The organism is Microbacterium sp. ARD31 (genome assembly GCF_031844425.1).
On sequence record NZ_JAUZVE010000005.1, the window covers coordinates 1 to 18,736 of the forward strand.

Annotated in this window: 17 protein-coding genes; 14 read left to right on the top strand and 3 right to left on the bottom strand. The window is 71.2% G+C overall.

The genetic code is table 11. The features are described 5' to 3' along the window. Positions 1-121 precede the first annotated feature (121 nt). From pcaH to pcaC, 5 genes are all read left to right on the top strand, one after another. On the top strand, positions 122-937 hold the full coding sequence (pcaH, locus tag Q9S36_RS15685; protein WP_311285902.1) for a protocatechuate 3,4-dioxygenase subunit beta: 816 nt from the start codon (positions 122-124) through the stop codon (positions 935-937). Then, positions 934-1,494, top strand: coding sequence for a protocatechuate 3,4-dioxygenase subunit alpha (gene pcaG / locus Q9S36_RS15690; protein WP_311285903.1), 561 nt, complete (start codon positions 934-936; stop codon positions 1,492-1,494). The genes pcaH and pcaG overlap by 4 nt, the downstream gene beginning before the upstream one ends. Positions 1,495-1,699: 205 nt before the next feature. Continuing rightward, on the top strand, positions 1,700-3,169 hold the full coding sequence (locus Q9S36_RS15695) for a lyase family protein (protein ID WP_311285904.1): 1,470 nt from the start codon (positions 1,700-1,702) through the stop codon (positions 3,167-3,169). Further along, positions 3,166-3,939 (top strand): alpha/beta fold hydrolase, encoded by a 774-nt coding sequence (locus Q9S36_RS15700; RefSeq protein ID WP_311285905.1) that lies wholly within the window; start codon positions 3,166-3,168, stop codon positions 3,937-3,939. Before Q9S36_RS15695 ends, Q9S36_RS15700 begins: the two co-directional genes overlap by 4 nt. Positions 3,940-3,941: 2 nt before the next feature. Beyond that, positions 3,942-4,352: a 4-carboxymuconolactone decarboxylase gene (gene pcaC / locus Q9S36_RS15705; RefSeq protein ID WP_396653783.1), complete on the top strand. Its 411-nt coding sequence runs from the start codon at positions 3,942-3,944 to the stop codon at positions 4,350-4,352. A gap of 33 nt (positions 4,353-4,385) precedes the next feature. Here pcaC and Q9S36_RS15710 read toward each other — a convergent pair whose 3' ends face one another. Further along, positions 4,386-5,642: a family 1 glycosylhydrolase gene (locus Q9S36_RS15710; RefSeq protein ID WP_311285906.1), complete on the bottom strand. Its 1,257-nt coding sequence runs from the start codon at positions 5,640-5,642 to the stop codon at positions 4,386-4,388. 244 nt (positions 5,643-5,886) lie between these two features. Here Q9S36_RS15710 and Q9S36_RS15715 point away from each other — a divergent pair, with 244 nt between their 5' ends. Genes Q9S36_RS15715 through Q9S36_RS15730 form a run of 4 tightly spaced genes read left to right on the top strand, consistent with a single transcriptional unit; the run spans position 5,887 to position 11,317 of the window. Continuing rightward, positions 5,887-7,461 (top strand): ABC transporter substrate-binding protein, encoded by a 1,575-nt coding sequence (locus Q9S36_RS15715; protein ID WP_311285907.1) that lies wholly within the window; start codon positions 5,887-5,889, stop codon positions 7,459-7,461. A 54-nt stretch (positions 7,462-7,515) separates the two neighbouring features. Then, a complete protein-coding gene (locus Q9S36_RS15720; protein ID WP_311285908.1) occupies positions 7,516-8,457 on the top strand; it encodes an ABC transporter permease in 942 nt (313 codons plus the stop codon). Further along, complete coding sequence (locus Q9S36_RS15725; RefSeq protein WP_311285909.1) at positions 8,454-10,457, top strand: dipeptide/oligopeptide/nickel ABC transporter permease/ATP-binding protein; 2,004 nt, start codon at positions 8,454-8,456, stop codon at positions 10,455-10,457. The genes Q9S36_RS15720 and Q9S36_RS15725 overlap by 4 nt, the downstream gene beginning before the upstream one ends. After that, complete coding sequence (locus Q9S36_RS15730; RefSeq protein ID WP_311285910.1) at positions 10,454-11,317, top strand: ATP-binding cassette domain-containing protein; 864 nt, start codon at positions 10,454-10,456, stop codon at positions 11,315-11,317. The genes Q9S36_RS15725 and Q9S36_RS15730 overlap by 4 nt, the downstream gene beginning before the upstream one ends. Before the next feature lie 37 nt (positions 11,318-11,354). Here the strand turns inward: Q9S36_RS15730 and Q9S36_RS15735 are convergent, their stop codons facing one another. Then, positions 11,355-12,266 carry a LysR family transcriptional regulator gene (locus tag Q9S36_RS15735; RefSeq protein WP_311285911.1) on the bottom strand — a complete coding sequence of 304 codons (912 nt, stop codon included), beginning with the start codon at positions 12,264-12,266 and terminating at the stop codon, positions 11,355-11,357. 154 nt (positions 12,267-12,420) lie between these two features. On the opposite strand from Q9S36_RS15735, the gene Q9S36_RS15740 reads away from it, so the two are divergent. Genes Q9S36_RS15740 through Q9S36_RS15760 form a run of 5 tightly spaced genes read left to right on the top strand, consistent with a single transcriptional unit; the run spans position 12,421 to position 17,883 of the window. Then, entirely contained in the window at positions 12,421-12,966 is a 546-nt protein-coding gene (locus Q9S36_RS15740) for a quercetin 2,3-dioxygenase (protein ID WP_311285912.1), read from the top strand. Between the two features lie 8 nt (positions 12,967-12,974). Beyond that, positions 12,975-13,763, top strand: a complete 789-nt coding sequence (locus tag Q9S36_RS15745) for an alpha/beta hydrolase (protein ID WP_311285913.1) — start codon at positions 12,975-12,977, stop codon at positions 13,761-13,763. 21 nt (positions 13,764-13,784) lie between these two features. Next, entirely contained in the window at positions 13,785-14,735 is a 951-nt protein-coding gene (locus tag Q9S36_RS15750; protein ID WP_311285914.1) for a glycoside hydrolase family 43 protein, read from the top strand. Continuing rightward, positions 14,732-16,999, top strand: coding sequence for a family 78 glycoside hydrolase catalytic domain (locus Q9S36_RS15755; RefSeq protein ID WP_311285915.1), 2,268 nt, complete (start codon positions 14,732-14,734; stop codon positions 16,997-16,999). The genes Q9S36_RS15750 and Q9S36_RS15755 overlap by 4 nt, the downstream gene beginning before the upstream one ends. Continuing rightward, entirely contained in the window at positions 16,996-17,883 is an 888-nt protein-coding gene (locus tag Q9S36_RS15760) for an alpha/beta hydrolase fold domain-containing protein (protein WP_311285916.1), read from the top strand. The genes Q9S36_RS15755 and Q9S36_RS15760 overlap by 4 nt, the downstream gene beginning before the upstream one ends. 4 nt (positions 17,884-17,887) lie before the next feature. Here the strand turns inward: Q9S36_RS15760 and Q9S36_RS15765 are convergent, their stop codons facing one another. Then, complete coding sequence (locus Q9S36_RS15765; RefSeq protein ID WP_311285917.1) at positions 17,888-18,703, bottom strand: IclR family transcriptional regulator; 816 nt, start codon at positions 18,701-18,703, stop codon at positions 17,888-17,890. Positions 18,704-18,736 lie beyond the last annotated feature (33 nt).

Genomic DNA, 18,736 nt, shown 5'->3' on the forward strand with positions numbered 1-18,736 from the left:
GGGGGGGCGCGGGGGGGGGGCCCCCCCCCCCCCCCCGGTGGGTTAAAAACCCCCCCGGGGGGGGGGCGGGGCCCCCCGCGGCCCCGGGAGGGTTCACGACACCGCGTCGAAGGAGACCGATATGGACATGCCGACTGCGGCGGCGCCCGAAACCCTGCTCGCCTCACCCGACCAGGTTTCGCAGGAGGAGATCACCGCCGAGATCGTCGCGGTGCACGCCGACGCCGAGCGCCGCCTCGCCGCCGGGGAGCCGGTGCCGGCGACGCTGTACGACTTCCCGCCGTACCGCTCCAGCATCCTTCGCCACCCCACGAAGAACCCCAAACTCGTCGACCCCGAGACGATCGAGCTGTTCTCGCCCGCGTTCGGGCAGCGGGACGTGGCCGCGATCGAGTCCGACCTCACCCTGCAGCACTCCGGTGAACCGCAGGGCGAGCGCATCACGGTCAGCGGCACCCTGCGCGACTCGTGGGGCCGCCCCCTTCGCAACCAGCTCATCGAGCTGTGGCAGGCCAACGCCGCCGGCCGCTACATCCACCAGCGTGACCAGCATCCGGCCCCGCTCGACCCCAACTTCACCGGCGCCGGTCGCGCGATCACCGACGACCACGGGCACTACTCGTTCACCACGATCAAGCCCGGCGCCTACCCGTGGAAGAACCACGTCAACGCGTGGCGCCCCGCCCACATCCACTTCTCGGTCTTCGGATCATCCTTCACCCAGCGACTCGTCACCCAGATGTACTTCCCCGGCGACCCGCTGTTCCCCCTCGATCCCATCTACAACACCATCCGCAGCCAGAAGGACCGCGATCGCCTCATCGGCGTCTACGACCACGACCTGACCGTGCCCGAGTTCTCTATGGGCTACCGGTTCGACATCGTGGTCGACGGACCCGACGCGACCTGGTTCGAGCAGGAGGACGACCACGCATGAGCGTTCCCCCCAAGACCCATGCACCCACCCCGGGCCAGACCGTCGGCCCGTTCTTCGCCTACGGGGTCGAGTATCCGAAGATGCACGAGGTCGCCTTCCCGCATTCGCCGGGCGCGATCATCCTCGAAGGTCGCGTCTTCGACGGCAACGGGCACCCGATCCCCGACGCGTTCATCGAGATCTGGACTCCGGACGCGGACGGCTCGGTACCGCGCGGACGCGGGTCGTTCCGCCGGGACGATCACACGTTCACCGGTTTCGGTCGCGCCTTCACGAACGACGAAGGGCACTGGGAGTTCTGGACGCGCAACCCCGGCGCGCACCCGGGGTCGGCTGCCTTCATCGCCGCCATCGTCTACGCGCGCGGACTGCCGAACAAGCTGCACACCCGCATCTACCTCCCCGACGACTCTGCGGCGCTCGCCGCCGACCCGTTCCTCTCGTCGCTGACGCCCGACGAACGCGATAGCCTCATCGCATCGCGCACCCCCGACGGCGGACTCCGCTTCGACATCCGACTGCAGGGCGAGAAGGAGACTGTGTTCCTTGCCTTCTGACGCCTCGTCCCGCTCCGCCGGCTCAGCGCCCGGTGGTGCCCGGATGCCGGACGCAGCGCCCGGTGCCGTCGCGAACGCAGCGCCCGGTGGCGCCCGAATGCCGGACCCGGCGCCCGGTGCCGTGGCGGCCGCTGCGCGAGGAAGCTCCGAGACGAGGCGAGACGTCGGCCTGCTGTCGCCGGTCGAGGTGGGACACGACGAGGCAGTGAGCGACACCGCCGTCCTCGACGCGCTCGTGACGGCGGAGGTCGCGCTGGTCCGCGCGTGGGCCGAGACCGGCGCCGCGCCCGCCGAGGCGGCCGTCGCGGTGACCGAGGCCTGCCGTGCGCACGGCATCGACCCCGCTGAGCTCGCCGCCGCCGCGGTCGCGGGCGGGAACCCCGTGATCCCGCTCGTCCCGAGGCTGCGCGCCCTCGTCGACACTCGCGCCCGCGCGTGGGTGCACCGGGGAGCGACGAGCCAGGACATCCTCGACTCCGCCCTCATGCTGGTCGCACGCGAGGCCGGCGCGCGCATCGCGGCATCGCTGAGCGAGGCCGAGAGTCATCTCGCCGCGCTCGCGCGCGCCCAGCGCGACACGGTGGCCGCCGCCCGCACCCTCGGGCAGCACGCCGTGCCGACGACAGTCGGACTCCGCGCGGCGACGTGGGTCGCCGGCATCCGTCGTGCGCGCCATCGCCTCGACGGCGCCGTCGCAGGTCTTCCCGCTCAGCTCGGCGGAGCCGCGGGAACGCTGGCCGCCTTCGTCCACACCGCCGACCACGAGCTCGGTGCCGCGGTGGCCGGACAGGTCGCGTCGCGGCTTCCGGGTCTGTTCGCCGCCGAACTCGGGCTCGCCGCGCCCGAGGCGCCGTGGCACACCACGAGATGGCCGGTCACCGAGCTGGGCGACGCGCTCGTGCAGGCGACCGACGCGCTCGGCGTGCTCGCTGCCGACGTCGCCACCCTCTCGCGCACCGAGATCGGCGAACTCGCCGAGGGGTCCGCCGGCGGGTCGTCGGCGATGCCGCAGAAGCAGAACCCCGCGGCATCCGTGCTCGTCCGCTCCGCCGCGATCCGCGCACCCCATCTGGGTGCCACCCTGCACACCGCCGCCGCGCTCGCCGTCGACGAAAGGCCCGACGGCGCCTGGCACGCCGAGTGGCCGGCGCTGCGGGAGCTGCTTCGACTCGCGCTCGGGGCGTCCGCCACCGCCGCGCGCATCGCGGCGGGCCTGCGTATCGACACGGATGCCGTCGCACGGAACCTCGCCGCCACCGGCGGGCTCATCGTCGCCGAGCGGCTGGCGGCCGTGCTCGCCCCGCGGATCGGCCTCGACCGGCTCGCAGCGATCCTGGGGGCAGCCGCCGACGGCGGGAGCCTCGCCGATCTGCTTCGCGCCGAGCCGGGGCTGGATGACCTCGACCTGGCCGACCTGCTCGATCCCACCTCGTACACGGGGCTCGCCGGCGTGCTCGTCGACCGCATCGTGCCGGACACCGGCCCTCCCGCGCCGGACGCCGACGCCCTCTCGCCCGACGCACCGCCCTCGCCCGACGCCGCGCCGCCCTCGTCCGACGCTGCGCTGCCCTCGCCGGACGCCGCGCTGCCCTCGCCGGACGCCGCGCTGCCCTCGCCCGACGCCGCGCCGCCCTCGCCCGACGCCGCGCCGCCCTCGCCGGAGCAGACGGCATGATCCGCCTCACCCTCACCGATCCGGTCGGACCCGACGGGGCGCCGCTCCTCGTCCTCGGGCCGTCCCTCGGCACGTCGACGATCCTGTGGCAGAACGCCACGCCGCTGCTCGCCGAGCGCTGCCGTGTGACCGCGTGGGACCTGCCCGGGCACGGCGCGTCAGCACCGGCATCCGAGCCCTTCGGTGTCGCCGACCTCGCCGACGCCGTCGCCCTCGCGGTGCGCGACCTCGGCGAGACATCCGTGCTCTACGCGGGTGTGTCGCTCGGCGGCGCCACCGGACTCGAGCTCGCGCTGCGGCACCCGGACCTCGTCCGCGCGGCGGTCATCGTGGCCTCCGGCGCGCAGCTGGGCGAGCCGTCGGCCTGGCATGACCGCGCGACGCTCGTGCGCGAGCAGTCGACGTCGGCGCTCATCGTGCCGTCGGCGACGCGGTGGTTCGCACCCGGGTCGATCGAGCGCGAGCCCGAGCTGTCGGGGCGACTGCTGCACGCTCTGCGCGACGCCGACGCCGAGAGCTACGCCCGCTGCTGCGAAGCGCTCGCGGACTACGACGTGCGTGGTCGGCTGGGCGAGATCCGGATGCCGCTCCTGGCGCTGTGGGGCGAGCACGACGCCGTCGCGCCGCAGGCCAAGGCCGACGAGATCGCCGCGGGCGTCGCGAACGGCCGCTCCGAGATGCTCGCGGGAGTCGCGCATCTCCCGCCGGCCGAGGACCCCGCCGCGACCGTCGCCGCGGTCCGGCGCTTTCTGGATGACCTGGAGGACTGACGATGCCGGAATCCACCGCCCGCCCACACGGCGAGGGCCTCACCGACGGGGAGCGCTACACGCAGGGGATGGGTGTCCGCCGCGAGGTGCTGGGCGACGCCCACGTCGACCGCGCCGGCGCCGGGACGACCGAGCTCACCGCCGACTTCCAGGACCTCATCACGCGCTACGCGTGGGGCGACATCTGGTCGCGTCCCGGGCTCGCCCGGCGCGAGCGCTCGGTCGCCGTGCTGACGGCGCTCATCGCCCTGGGCCACCATGAGGAGCTGGCGATGCACCTGCGCGCGGCCCTGCGCAACGGCCTCACCGTCGACGAGGTGCGCGAGGTCATCCTGCAGTCCGCGGTCTACTGCGGCGTGCCCGCGGCCAACACCGCCTTCCGCATCGCGAACGACGTCTACGGCGAGGCCTGACCCGCCCCCGCGCGAGCGGGGCGGTCGGGGCGGTCAAGCCCCGCGAGCGTGGAGGGGCCGCGTGCGCACGTACTCGGCGTACACCCCGGCGCTCGGCTTCGGCGTGCGTGCGAAGGTCTCGCGGTCGACCTCGTGCAGCCCGAGCTTCGGCCCGTAGCCGAAGATCCACTCGAAGTTGTCCATCAGCGTCCAGTGGCAGTACCCGATCACGGGGACCCCGGCGGCGATCGCCTCGGCGAGCGCGTCCAGGGACGGTTCGATGAAGGCGGCGCGGATGCTGTCATCCGGCGTGCTGACCCCGTGCTCGCTCACGAGGATCGGAACCCCGCTGACCTGGTGGGCGTACACGACGGCGCCGCGCAGCGAATCCGGGTCGACGGGCGTGCCCATGCCGTTGAGGACCGCGCCCGCGGGAGCGTCGACCAGGCCGTCGGGGCCGTAGGTGAGGCGCTCGTAGTTCTGGACGCCGACGAAGTCGTCGTCGGCGGCGAGGCGAAGCCAGTAGTCGTAGACCTCGGCGCGCTTGCGATCGCGGAGCTCCTCGCCGCCGTCGATCGCCACGTCATCGCACATCGCCAGCGACAGTCCGACGGGCAGCTCGGGGCGGCGTTGCTTGATCGCGGTCTTCCCTGCCACGTGCGCTGCGGTCATGCCCGCCCGCATGCCGGCGAAGTCCTCGCGCAGCATCACGTTGCCGGCCCGATACCGCTCGACCCCCGCCGCTGCGCTCGCAGCCTGCAGCGTGCGACGCTCCAGCTCCACGACGAACTCGGGCAGGTGGGCCCACGTGAGCATCTCGGGAAGGTCGGGCTCGTTGAAGGTGACCGCGAGTCGGATGCGGTCGCCGAAGCGATCCATGACCGCGCCGCAGTAGCGGGCGAACAACTCGGGGGCGGCGTCGTGCAGCCATGCGCCCTTCGCTGCGAACCAGTGGGGCGAGGTGAAGTGGTTGAAGGTCACGATCGGCGCGAGCCCGCGCGCGAGGCATCCGTCGATCACGGCTTCGTAGTGCGCGAGCGCCTCGTCCGAGAACTCGCCTTCCGACGGCTCGATGCGCGCCCACTCGACCGAGAAGCGGTAGGCGGTGAGGTTCATGCCGGCCACGAGGTCGAGGTCGGACTCCCACAGCTCCCAGCCGTTGGCGGCCCTCCCCGAGCGCTCCTGGAAGACGGTCGGCGTGACGTTCTCGAGGAACCAGGTGTCGCTGTCGACGTTGTCGCCCTCGTTCTGGTGCCCGGCGGTGGCCACACCCCACAGGAAGTCGGCGGGGAAATCGGGGGAAGCGGTCATGACGGTCCTCTCTGATCCTCGGCGTCGAGACCATTACATCCTGACGTACTTGTTCATTAAATGAAAGTCTGTTTCACTAGGGAAAGTCCGCACGGGCTTCTCCGTTAGGCGTTCGTTAACGATGGGCCCCGTGAATCCGAATGGCCAAACCGGCCGCTGCGGGTCACTCTGGACCGGAGGATCGCTCCCGACGACGATCCGCGACACCGCAGTCCGCACAGCACACCGATCACAGGAGATCAGGATGTCTCGTACAACCACAGCACGAAGCGCCGCCGCCGTGGCGGCGGTCGCCGCATCGGCGCTCGCTCTCAGCGCATGCACCGGATCCGCCGGCGAAGGCGGCAGCACCGGCGAGGCCGCCGACACCTCGGTCCTCGTCATCGGCGTCGACTCCGATCAGGCCGCTCTCGGCTACGACCCGCTGCGCTACGGCTCGGGCCAGCGCATGTTCTTCGAGGGTGTCTACGACTCCCTCTTCCTGCTCGACGCGGAAGGCCAGGTCGTCCCCGACCTCGTGACGAACTTCGAGTACAACGAGGATCAGACCGAACTCACCCTCGACCTCGACACCTCCGCAACGTTCGCCGACGGATCGACGGTCACCGCCGATCTGGTCAAGCAGAACCTCGACTTCCGCGGCGACCCCGACCTCTCGGCCTACAGCGGCTTCGCAGAGGGCGGCGAGCAGGAGATCTCCGAGGTGACGGTCGTCGACGAGGACACCGTGACCCTGGCGTTCGGCGCTCCCCAGCCCGGCTTCGAGGCGAATCTCGTCCTGCCCGCCGGCGCCATCGTCGGCCCCGCGGGTGTCGCCGACCGCGGCAGCCTGGATGCGACCGCCGACGGCTCCGGCCCGCTCGAGGTCGACGGCGAGGCCTCCATCAAGGGGAACTCGTACCTGCTGGTGAAGAAGGACGACCACCCCGACGCCGGCGACTACCCGTTCGAGTCGTACGAATTCCGGCCGATCCTCGACCCGCAGGCGCGGGTGAACGCCGCCATCTCGGGCGAGGTCGACCTCGCCTTCATCACCAGCGCGACGCAGCAGCAGGTCGAATCAGCCGGCATCGGACTCGTCGCGAACGGCGGGGTCGTTCAGAACCTCCTGCCGTTCGACAAGAACGGCTCGCTCGCGCCGCAGTGGGAGGACCCGCGGGTATGGAAGGCGCTGTCGATCGCGATCGACCGCGAGGCCTACGTCAACGCCGTCCACCCCGGCGACATCCCCACAGCCAACGCCCTCCCCTCCGACAGCCCCGGCTACGTCGAGGAGTTCGAGGACGAGTACGCGTACGACCCCGAGGCCGCCAAGGCGCTGCTGGAGGAGGCCGGTTACGGAGACGGCTTCTCGTTCGACTTCACGATCAGCCAGCAGAGTCAGCGCGATCTCGAGGCCATCCAGCCGTACTGGGCCGAGATCGGCGTCGACGTCACGCTGAAGAACGCGTCCTCGACCGAGGAGATCTTCGCGGCGGTGCAGACAACGCCCCTCGGCGGTCCGATCGCTCTCACCTGGACGAACCCTCCGGGCAACGTCTTCGGCGTGATGTTCGGCTTCGCCAACTTCCACAAGGCCGAGAACCCCGCGATCCAGGCTGCAGCGGGAGCGTACGGTCAGGCAGCCGGCTCGGGCGACACCGACGCGCAGGAGGCTGCGCTGATTGACCTCAACACCTCTATCGTCGAGTCGGGATGGCTGATCCCCCTGTTCGAGCAGCTGTCACCGTGGGCCTACAACGAGTCGGCCGTGCAGGAGCCGTCCTTCCCCGGAACGGACTCGTTCCCGATCCTCTCGACGCTCCAGCCGGCGTCCTGACCCGCCTCCGGTGCGGCGGCCTCCGGGTCGCCGCACCGGACACCAGGAGTGATGATGCTCACCTTCGCGCTCAAACGGATCGCCTTCGCGATCCTCACCCTCGTCGTCGCGACCGTGCTCGCCTTCGTCCTCGTCCACCTGTCGGGCTCGACCCCCGGCGGCGTCGCCCTCGGTATGGCGGGCACCCCGGAGCAGGTGGAGGCCTACAACATCGAGGTGGGGTGGTACGACCCGTGGGTCGTCCAGTACCTCGGCTGGGTCGGGCAGGTGCTCCAGGGCGACCTGGGCGTGTCGCTGATCGACGGTCGCGACATCGGGGACGATATCGCCAAGCGGCTGCCGGTGACCGCGGCGCTGGCGGTGTTGGGCACGCTCTTCAGCGCAGTGATCGGCATCACGATGGGTGTCGTCGCCGCTGTCCGCGGTGGCGCGGTGGATCGCGCGATCACCGCGCTCTCCGGCATCCTGCTCTCGCTCCCGGCCTTCTGGGTGGGTGTGCTGCTGGTCTTCATGTTCGCGGTGCAGATGCGACTGCTGCCGGCGACGGGCTTCGTGCCGCTGGCGACGAACCCCGAGGCGTGGGCGCGGTCGCTGGTGCTGCCGGTGCTGACCATCGCCATCACCTCGGCGGCGGGCCTGGCCCGGCAGACGCGGGCGTCGATGGGCGAGGCCCTCACGCAGGAGCACATGCGCACGCTGCGGGCGGTGGGCACGCCGACGTGGCGGATCGTGTACGTCCACGCCCTCCGCAGCGCGAGCCTGCCGATCCTGGCCAGCGTCGCGATCCAGTTCATCATCCTGTTCGGCGGCTCGGTCATCATCGAGGTGCTGTTCGCCCTGCCGGGCATCGGGCAGGCCATGCAGGCCGCGGTGGGCTCCGCCGACCTTCCCTTCGTGCAGGCGCTCGTGCTCGTGGCCACCCTCGTGGTGGTCGTGGTCAACCTGGCTCTGGAGTTCCTCAACCGCGCCCTCGATCCGAAACTGCGTGCATCATGACCGTCGACACCACTTCGATCCTGCGCCTGCGGCGTCCTCAGCGCCGCATCGGCGGGCGCGTGCTGCGCTCGCCGGCTGCCGTGCTGTCCATCGTCTGGCTGGTGGGGCTGATCCTCGCCTCGCTCACGTCGCCGTGGTGGCTTCCGTACGGTCCGCTCGAGCAGGATCTCTCGGCGGTGCTGCAGGGCCCGTCGTGGGCGCACCTGCTCGGCACCGACGAGCTCGGACGTGATCTGCTGTCGCGGATCGTCACCGCTGCGGCTCCGACCCTGCTGATCGCGGTGATCACTCCGATCGTCGCGGTGCTGGTGACGGTCCCGGTGACGCTGTGGGCGGCGCGGTATGCGCGAGCCGAGGGCGTGGTCAACCGGATCAGCGAGATCGTGCTGTCGCTGCCGGGCACGGTGATCATCCTGGCGTTCATCGCCGCGGTCGGCACGAACATGCCGCTGGTGATGGTCGCGTTCGGTCTGCTGCTGTTCGGAGCGCTGTACCGGGTGTTCTTCGGTCAGGCGAAGTCGCTGCATCAGCAGCTGTATGTCGAGGCGGCGGCGGTGGACGGGGTGAGGCCGATGACCGCGAGCCTGCGCCACGTCCTGCCGAACATGTCGACCACCGTCATCGTGCAGTTCGTGCTGCTCTTCGGCGCGGCCATCGGGCTGCAGGCGGGGCTGGCCTTCATCGGCCTCGGCCCGCAGCCGCCCGAGCCCACGTGGGGTGGGATGGTGCAGACCGCGTCGCAGTTCATCTTCCAGCAGCCGTGGATGATGATCCCCACCGGTGGGGTCCTGGCGCTGACCATCATCGCCGCGAATTCTCTCGCCGACATCCTCGCCGGCGGCACGGCGATGCCGCCGTCGCTGGTGTCGCTGCGACGCAAGAAGCTGCCCGCCGACGACACCCTGCCCGCCGACGACACCCTGCCCGCCGGCGCCGCGGCGCCCGCCGACCACGCGGCGCCCGCCTCTGCGTCCGTGGACGCCGACGCATCGCTGGTCGTGCAGGACCTGGTCATCGGGGTGGACGACGGCCCGGTGCTGGTCTCGGGCGTCACACTGCGAGTGGGCCGCGGAAAGGTGCTGGGCCTGGTGGGGGAGTCGGGCTGCGGCAAGAGCGTCACCTCGTATGCCATGCTCGGGCTGCTCGCCCCGGGCCTGTCGGTGCGGTCCGGGCGCATCCGGTGGAACGGCGCCGACCTGGTCCGGGCGGACGAGAAGGCGCTGCAGCGCGTGCGCGGGCACGAGATCGCGTTCATCTCGCAGGAGCCCACTCGCGCGCTGGACCCCATGTTCACCGTGGGCTGGCAGCTGAGCGCTTCGGTCAAGCGGCTGCGGGGTGTGGGCGGCGGCGAGGCCAAGCGCATCGCATTGCAGTTGCTCACCGATGTCGGCATCGTCGACCCGCCCCGCGTGCTGCGCAGCTACCCGCACCAGATCTCGGGTGGCATGGCGCAGCGCGTGGCGATCGCGCTGGCCCTGTCGGGCAAGCCGAAGCTGCTCATCGCCGATGAACCCACCACGGCGCTGGATGTCACGGTGCAGGCCGAGATCCTCGCACTGCTGCGGGGGCTCGTCGCCGAGCGCGACATGTCGGTGATCCTGGTCACCCACGACCTGGGTGTCGTCGCGGATCTGTGCGACGACGTGGCCGTGATGTACGCGGGCCAGATCGTCGAGTCCGGCGCGGTCCGCGACGTGCTGATGCGTCCCGAGCATCCGTACACGATGGCGCTGCTGGCCGCTGACCCCCACGCGATCATCGATCTGGAGGGCACCACCCGTCTGGCCTCCATCCCCGGGCAGGTGCCGTTGCCGGGCTCGTGGACGACGGGGTGCCGCTTCGCGGCCCGCTGCAGATTCGCCACGGACGAGTGTCGCACCGAGATCCCCCTGCTGCCGCGCGCGCAGGGCGAGGGCGGGGTGCGATGCGTCCGCCGAGACGAGGTGCGGGGACGGCAGGAGGAATGGCGCAGGCCCGTTCCCGTCGGAGGAGAGCTATGAACACCGCAACGCCCGCACGTGCGACCCCGGATGCCGCGACCGCACCGCTGCTGCAGGTCGAGAACCTGTCCATCCGCTACGGACGAAAAGGACCCCTCGCCGTCGAGGACGTCTCGTTCACGATCGGACGAGGCGAGACCCTCGGCCTGATCGGCGAGTCCGGATCGGGGAAGACGACCATCGGCCGCGCGATCCTCGGGCTGGTCCCGGTCACCAGCGGCCGCATCGTCTTCGAAGGCCGCGACATCACCCACCTCAGCGCCGCGCAGCGCCGCACGCTGCAGGGCGACCTGCGGGCGGTGTTCCAGGACCCGTTCTCGTCGCTGGACCCCCGGCGCCCGATCGGCGACGCGCTCACCGCCCCGCTGCGCGTTGCCGGCGTCCCCGCGCGGGAACGCTCCGCGCGCGTGCAGGCGGCGCTGGACTCGGTCGGCCTGGCGCCCGGCTCCGAGGAACGCTATCCACGCCAGTTCTCCGGCGGCCAACGTCAGCGCATCGCGATCGCCCGCGCCCTGGTCACCGACCCCCGCCTGGTCGTCTGCGACGAAGCCGTCAGCGCACTGGACCTGTCCACCCAGGCGCAGGTGCTGAACCTCCTGTCGGACCTGCGAGCAGGCGCCGACCTCGGCTACCTGTTCATCGCCCACGACATGGCCGTCGTGGAGTTCCTCGCCCAACGGGTCGTGGTCCTCAACCGCGGCCGCATCGTCGAGCAGGGCGACACCCTCGAAGTCATGCGGGACCCCCAGCATCACTACACGCGCGTCCTCATGGCCGCCTCCCCCGTTCCCGACCCCGACGAGCAGGCCCGCCGGCGCGAGGCATGGCGCGAGCTGAAAGCGTCTGCCCCCGCAGCCTGAGCCCCCGCGCCGCCGCGGCCGCCCCGGCGCCGCGACGTCAGTGGAATGTCGCGTCGACCAGAGGCGACAGTTCCATGGCGGTCTCGCGGAATGCCGTGACCATCGGGTTGGGGCTGTCGCTCAGGCTGCACAGCACGATGGTCGCCGGTTCGATATCGGTGATCGGGATGAACGACAGCTCCTCGCGGCGGTAGTGCTGGCTCGCCGACTGGCCGGCGATGTTCACGCCCGCCCCCGCGGCCACCAGTTCGAGGAGCCCCTCGACGCTGTCGGCCGTCGGGCCGCGCTGGGGCCGCGAACCGTCCGGACGCGGATCGACGAGCCACCAGTCGACGACGTCGGACGGGCCGTTGGCGACCGAGACGAACTTCTCGTCGCCGGTGTCGAGGATCGAGATGCCCGCGCGCCCGGCGAAGCGGTGGTCGGCGCGGACGACCAGCACCCGAGGTTCGCGCCACAGCGGCTCCGCGCGCACGCGGGGTGGCAGCCGCATCGGCCACGGGGCGAACACCACGTCCACCTGACCCGTCTCGAGCTCTTCGGCGACGTCGAAGAATCCGAGCCGACGCATCTCGATGCGCGCCTGCGGCACCGACTGCATCGTGGCCGCGATCGCCGCCGTCGTGAGCGTCCCCGCGCCGGCGGCCACGACGCCCACCCGCAGGACGGGCGCGTCACGGTCACGACGGATCGAGCGGCCCCAGCTCAGCAGCTGATCGTGGTCGTCCTGCACCCTGCGAGCCAGCGGGAGCAGCTCGCGGCCACGAGCGGTGAGCTCCACTTTGCGGGGGTTGCGATCGAAGAGCTTGACGTCGAGCTGATGCTCGAGGCGACTGATCTGCTGGCTCAGCGACGGTGGGGTGATGCTCAGACGCTCCGCCGCGCGACCGAAGTGCAGCTCTTCGGCGAGCACGCAGAAGTAACGGATCACATGGATGGGCACGTCCATGGCCAGATCTTAGCCTGAGGCTAACGCCGGGTAGGAAGCTCGAACTTCCTGTCCGCCCGTCCTCTCGCGAGAATCGACGAGTCTGGAGCGCAGAACCGGAATGATCCGAGCGCCCTCTGCCTAACGGCATCCGTGAACTTACAAGGAGGTAAGCATGACCACTTTCCCTGCCGCCGACCCCGACAAGGTGCCTTTCGCCGGCATCCTCCCGGCCGCACCCAAGCCCTACGTGCTCGGCAACGGTCAGGGTGAGAAGTCGATGGTCTTCGACCAGCTCTTCGAGATCCTCGCCTCGGGTGATGAGACCGACGACCAGTACGGCGCGTGGACCATGAAGGCCCCTCGTGGCGAGCGGATCCCGGCGCACATCCACCACCGCACGCACGAGTTCTTCTACGTGGTCGACGGCGAGATCACCGTGTGGATGGACGACCAGGCCGACTACCACAGCAAGACGACCCTCGTCACCGGCGACTTCGCGTTCGTGCCCATCGGCATCGTGCACGCCTTCAAGATCGAGAACACCACCACGGTCTTCGGGGCGGGCAGCGCCGGCTTCGAGCGCTTCTTCCACGCCATCGGGCAGAAGACCGACGCGACCGAGCCGCAGGGCGTGTTCGTGCCGGACTTCGCCGTCATGCGTGCCGCGGGTGAGAAGTACTGGACGCAGTTCATGCCCGAGTTCCAGTTCCGCGACTGAGCCCTGCCGTGCCCGCGATCGCCGAGATCGACTACGCGCAGCCGGCGGGGTTCCGTCCCCTCACGCTCGACCTGCGCACCCCGGATGCCGCGGCATCCGGGGCCGCCGGCGCGCCCCTGGTCGTGTTCCTGCACGGCGGGGGGTGGCTGCGCGGCAGCCGCAAGGTCTTCACGCCCGGTATCGACCACGCCCGCTCGTTCGACCGGATCGTCGCCGCCGGGATCGCCGTCGCCTCGTGCGACTACCGGCTGAGCGGCGAGGCGCGCTTCCCCGCGCAGCTGGACGACGTCGACGCCGCGATCGCCTGGTTGCAGGAGCACGGTGCCGAGCACGGGGTCGACGCCTCTCGGCTCGTGCTGTGGGGGGTGTCGGCGGGCGCCACGCTCGCGGCGCTCACAGGGCTGCGGCGCGGCGACGTGAGCGGGGTCGTGGACTGGTTCGGTCCGGCCGAGCTGTTCGCCATGGCCGCGCGCCACACCGCCGAGGCCCCGGCCGAGACGCGCGAGGCGCGCTGGCTCGGCGCCCCCGCGTCGGAGATGCCGGATGCCGCGCGCCGGGCGAGCCCCGCGCTGCAGGCGCACGCCGGCGCCCCGCCGTTCCAGATCTCGCACGGGACGCACGACGAGCACGTACCGCTCGCCCAGAGCGCCGCGCTCGCCGCCGCCCTGCAGGCCGTCGGCGGCGACGTCGACTTCCACGAGGTCCCCGGCGGCCGGCACTTCTGGCAAGGGCTGGACGACACCGACCCCATCTTCGATCGCGCGATCGCGTTCGTCCACCGCGTCACCGCGCGCTGACTGCGGCGAGGGAGAATTCCGATGCCCCTGCGAACCTCCGAGGTCCGGATGCGGGACCCCTTCATCCTGGAGGCGGAGCCCGGCCGGTTCGTCCTGTTCGGCACGACCGATCCGAACCTCTGGGGCGGCCCGGCCACCGGCTTCGACTGCTACACCAGCACCGACTTGGAGACCTGGGACGGGCCGATCCCCGCGTTCCGGCCGCCGGACGGCTTCTGGGGCGACACGCAGTTCTGGGCGCCCGAGGTGCATGTGCACCGGGGCCGTTACTTCCTGCTGGCCACGTTCGCGTCGACGACCACCCACGTGCGGGGGGTCGCGGTGCTCGTCTCCGACACCGCGACCGGCCCGTACGCACCGTGGAGCGAAGGCCCGATCACGCCTCCCGACCTCCCCTGCCTGGACGGAACGCTGTTCGTGGACGATGACGGGCAGCCCTGGCTCGTCTACAGCCGCGGCGCGGAGGGCGCCCTCGGCGGAGCGCCGGGGCTAGCCGACGGGGAGATGTACGCCAGGCGCCTGAGCGAGGACCTGCGGACGCCCGCCGGCGACCCGCGGCTGTTGTTCCGCGCGTCATCGGCGCCCTGGAGCAAGCCGCTGCGCTTCCCGGAGGGCATCGAGCCGCCGGCGGCGCTGAACCTCGCGAAGGACCCGCTCTTCACCGACGGCGCCTACCTGGTGCGGACGGCTTCGGGCCAGCTGCTCATGCTGTGGTCGAGCTTCGGCGACGAAGGCTACGCAATGGGCATCGCCCGATCCGAGAGCGGCCGCGTCCTCGGCCCGTGGATACAGGACGACGAACCCCTCTGGCCCCGCAACGGCGGCCACGGGATGCTTCTCGCCCCGTCGACCGGGGGCGCCCGCCTCGTCTTCCACTGGCCCAATGACAGCCCCGACGAGCGGGTGAAGCTCGTCGACGTCGACCTGACCGACGATGACCTCCGACTGCGTCGGATCGAAGGGACCCCATGACCCCCGCTCAGATGACACCCGCCCAGATGATCGCGCCGGCCCACCCGACCGACGCTGCGCCGCTGCTGCGCCGCGAGTTCGCCCTCGACCCGGGGCACGGTGCCGTCAGGAGGGCAGTTCTGCGTACGAGCGCTCTCGGTGTCGTCGAGTCGTGGGTGAACGGCGTCCCGACCTCGGACGAGCTGCTCGCGCCCGGATGGACGAGCTACGAATGGCGCGTGCGGGTCATCGAGCACGACGTGACGGATGCCGTCACCGAACGCACGGTCATCGCCCTGCGGCTCGGCAACGGGTGGTATCGCGGGTGGCTCGGGTTCACCGGCCAGCGCGCGGTGTACGGCGACGAGCGCGCCGGCTATGCCGAGCTGCAGGTGCAGTTCGCAGACGGCCACGTGCAGACCGTCGGAACCGATGTCTCGTGGCGGGCGTCGACGGGTGAGGTCCTCGCCGACGATCTCTACAACGGCGAGACCATCGATGCCCGGTTGCGCGATCCCGGCTGGCAGCATCCCGGGTTCGACGATTCCGGCTGGGATGCCGTCGCGACGGTCGAGGTCGACCCGCAGCGGCTCGTCCCCCGCACCTCGCCCGCGGTGCGACGGCTGGGCGAGCGTGCCGTCGAGCGCGTCTGGACCTCACCCGCGGGCAAGACGCTCGTCGACTTCGGCCAGAACCTCGTCGGTTTCGTGCGGGAGAAGGTCTCGGGTGTCGCCGGAATCGAGATCGTGCTGCGTCATGCCGAGGTGCTCGAACACGGTGAACTCGGCACGCGCCCCCTGCGGCGCGCCGAGGCGACCGACCGCTTCATCCTGTCGGGCGGCGACGACGTGTTCGAGCCGACGCTGACCTTCCACGGCTTCCGGTATGCAGAGGTCACCGGCTGGCCGGGCGACCTCGACCCGTCGGCGCTCACCGCCGTCGTCGTGGGCACCGATATCGAGCCCATCGGATCGTTCGCCTGCTCGAATCCCGAGCTCGATCGGCTGCATGAGAATGTCGTGTGGGGCATGAAGGGCAACTTCCTGAGCGTCCCCACAGACTGCCCCCAGCGCGACGAGCGCCTGGGCTGGACCGGCGATCTGGCCGTGTTCGCCCCGACCGCTGCGTTCCTCGGCGACGTCGAGTCGTTCCTGGCCGACTGGCTCGTCGACGTCGAGCTCGAGCGGCGGGCGACCCCGGAGCACTCCGTGCCCGTCGTCGTGCCGAATGTCATGAAGTATCTCGACACCGGCTTCCCCGAGCCCGGCGCGACCGCCGTGTGGGGCGACGCTGCGGTGTGGGTGCCGTGGGCGCTGTGGCAGGCCTACGGGAATGAGCGGACGCTGCGCGAGGCCTACCCGCTCATGACCGCGCACACCCGCAGCGTGGCCGCCGCGCTGGCTCCCGACGCCGTCTGGGACACCGGCTTCCAATTCGGTGACTGGCTCGACCCGGACGCTCCCGCCGACGACCCGGGCAAGTCCAAAGCCCCGGCCGAAGTCGTGGCCACGGCCAGTGCGTTCCGGACCGCGACGATGGTGGCGGAAGCCGCCGGGATCCTCGGTGAATCCGCCGACGCGGCGGAGTTCGGTTCGCTGCGGGACCGCATAGGCGAGGGGTTCCGCGCCCGGTACGTGCGGGACGGCCGCGTCGAGAGCGACAGTGCCACCGCGTACGCGCTCGCGATCGCCTTCGGACTCCTCGACGATGCCGACCGCCGGAGAGCAGGCGACCGCCTCGCCGAGCTCGTGCGTGCGGCAGGCCATCGCATCAGCACCGGGTTCGCCGGTACGCCGTTCGTGTGCGACGCGCTGACGACGACGGGCCACCTCGACGACGCGTACGCCCTGCTGCTGCAGCGCGAAGCGCCGTCGTGGCTGTACGCCGTCACGATGGGGGCGACCACCATCTGGGAGCGCTGGGACTCGATGCTGCCGGACGGCTCGATCAACCCCGGCGAGATGACCTCCTTCAATCACTACGCGTTCGGTGCTGTCGCGGACTGGATGCACCGCACGGTCGGCGGACTCGCGCCGCTCGAACCCGGCTACCGACGTATCCTGATCGCCCCGCAGCCCGGCGGCGGGATCACGTGGGCGGAGACGGCTCTGCAGACCCCCTACGGACGCACGGCGGTGCGGTGGGATCTCATGGATGCCGGAATGCGCGTCGAGGTCACCGTGCCCACGGGCGCCGAGGCCGTGCTGCGCCTTCCGGGGCGGAAGGAAGAGGTCCTCGGTGCGGGCGCCCACGTCCGCGCCTCGAGTGAAGGAGTGATGGCATGACAGAGACACACGACGTGGCGTTGCAGGGTGGCGGTCACGAATTCCGGGTGCGGGTCTATCCCGCTTCCGAGCCGAACGGCGCGATGCTCGTCTGGCTGCACGGCGGCGCGTTCATGTTCGGGACGCTCGAGATGCCCGAAGCCGATCAGGTCGGCCGGCGTCTCAGCGCCGCCGGCATCACGGTGGTCTCGGTCGACTACACGCTGGCGCCGCTCGACGCGCTCGAGGTCCTCGGACCGCCCGACCCCGACGCCGACATGCCGTCTCCGGAGCAGATCCGCGCCGAGGTGGAGGCCGCGGGCCCGCGGGCGCGATTCCCGGTGGCCGGCCTGCAGATCGTGGCCGCTTTCGACTGGGCGGTGGCGCACGCGGGGGCGTACGGAGCCGATCCCGAGCGCGTCTCGCTCGGCGGCGCGAGCGCCGGCGCGAACCTGTCTGCCGGTGCCGCCATGCGGCTGCGCGACCGCGGTACGACGGCGCCACGCGTGCTCGCGCTCGTCTATCCGTCGCTTCACGACGGCATCCTCGACCCGAACGACGAGACCGCCGAGCTCCTCGAGGGCGTTCCGCCGGCGCGCCTGTTCACGCCCGAGAGCCGGGCGGCGATAAACCGCAACTATCTGCCCGACGGTCACGACCCCGACGGTTACGCGTTCCCGGGCGGACACGACCTCGTCGGCCTGCCGGAGGTGCTGATCGTCAACGCCGAGCTCGACAGCCTACGGCCCTCGGGCGAGGCGTTCGCGGCCGAGCTGGCGGCGGCGAGCGTCGATGTCCGGGTCGTGCGCGAGCGCGGCGCGATGCACGGCTATCTCAACGAGATCGGCCACCCGGCTGCGGAGCACACCCTGCAGCTGCTCGAGCATGCCGTCCGGGCACGGTGACGACTCAGGTCGCGCGCAGCAGTCGCGAGATCTCGTCGGCCGTGGTTCGCAGCCGGGACAGCAGCGGGCCTCGGAGCGACGCGACGTCGTGACGCGACGAGGCGACCGCGATGTTGATCGCCGCTGCCGGCTTGGCCGCATCACGGCCGAAGACGGGCACCGACACCGATCGAAGTCCGGCCGCCACCTCCTGATCCTGCAGCGAATAGCCCTGCTCGCGAATCGACGCGAGCCGTTCACGCAGCTCTTTCAGCGATCGTGCGGCGTTGGGGCCGGCATCCGCCCCGAAATCGTGGGTCGCGAGCGTCGCCTTCAGCTCGGCCTCGCTGAGGTAGGCGAGCAGCAGCTTGCCCATCGAGGTGTAGGCGGCCGGCAGGGTGGAGCCGACCTGGATGTTCGCGGTCACCAGGTCGGAGTTGCGCAGCCGCGCGAGGTAGAGCACCTGGTCGCCGACGAGTACGCCGAGGTTGACGGTCTCGCCGGACTCCTCGGCGAGGTGCCGCAGCGGCTGCTCGCTCAGCTGGACCAGGCTCGATCCGCGCAGTGCGGCCGAGCCGAGCAGCAGCACGGAGACGCCGGGACGGATGCTGCCGTCGGGCAGGCGTTCGAGATAGCCGCCCTCTTCGAGGGTCGCCACCACCCGGAACGCGGTGGGCATCGGGATGCCGGTACGGTCGCAGATCTCGCGGAGCTTGAGTGTCGTGACCGTCTCGTCGAAGAGCCGCAGCACGTCGAGCCCCTTCGCGAGGGCTTCGATGCGATAGCGGCTGCCGGTCTTGGCTGCTTCTCCGCCCGCCTCAGCGGACTCGTCGGCTTTCATGGTGTGAAACCGTATCTCTTGCGACGGGGCGGG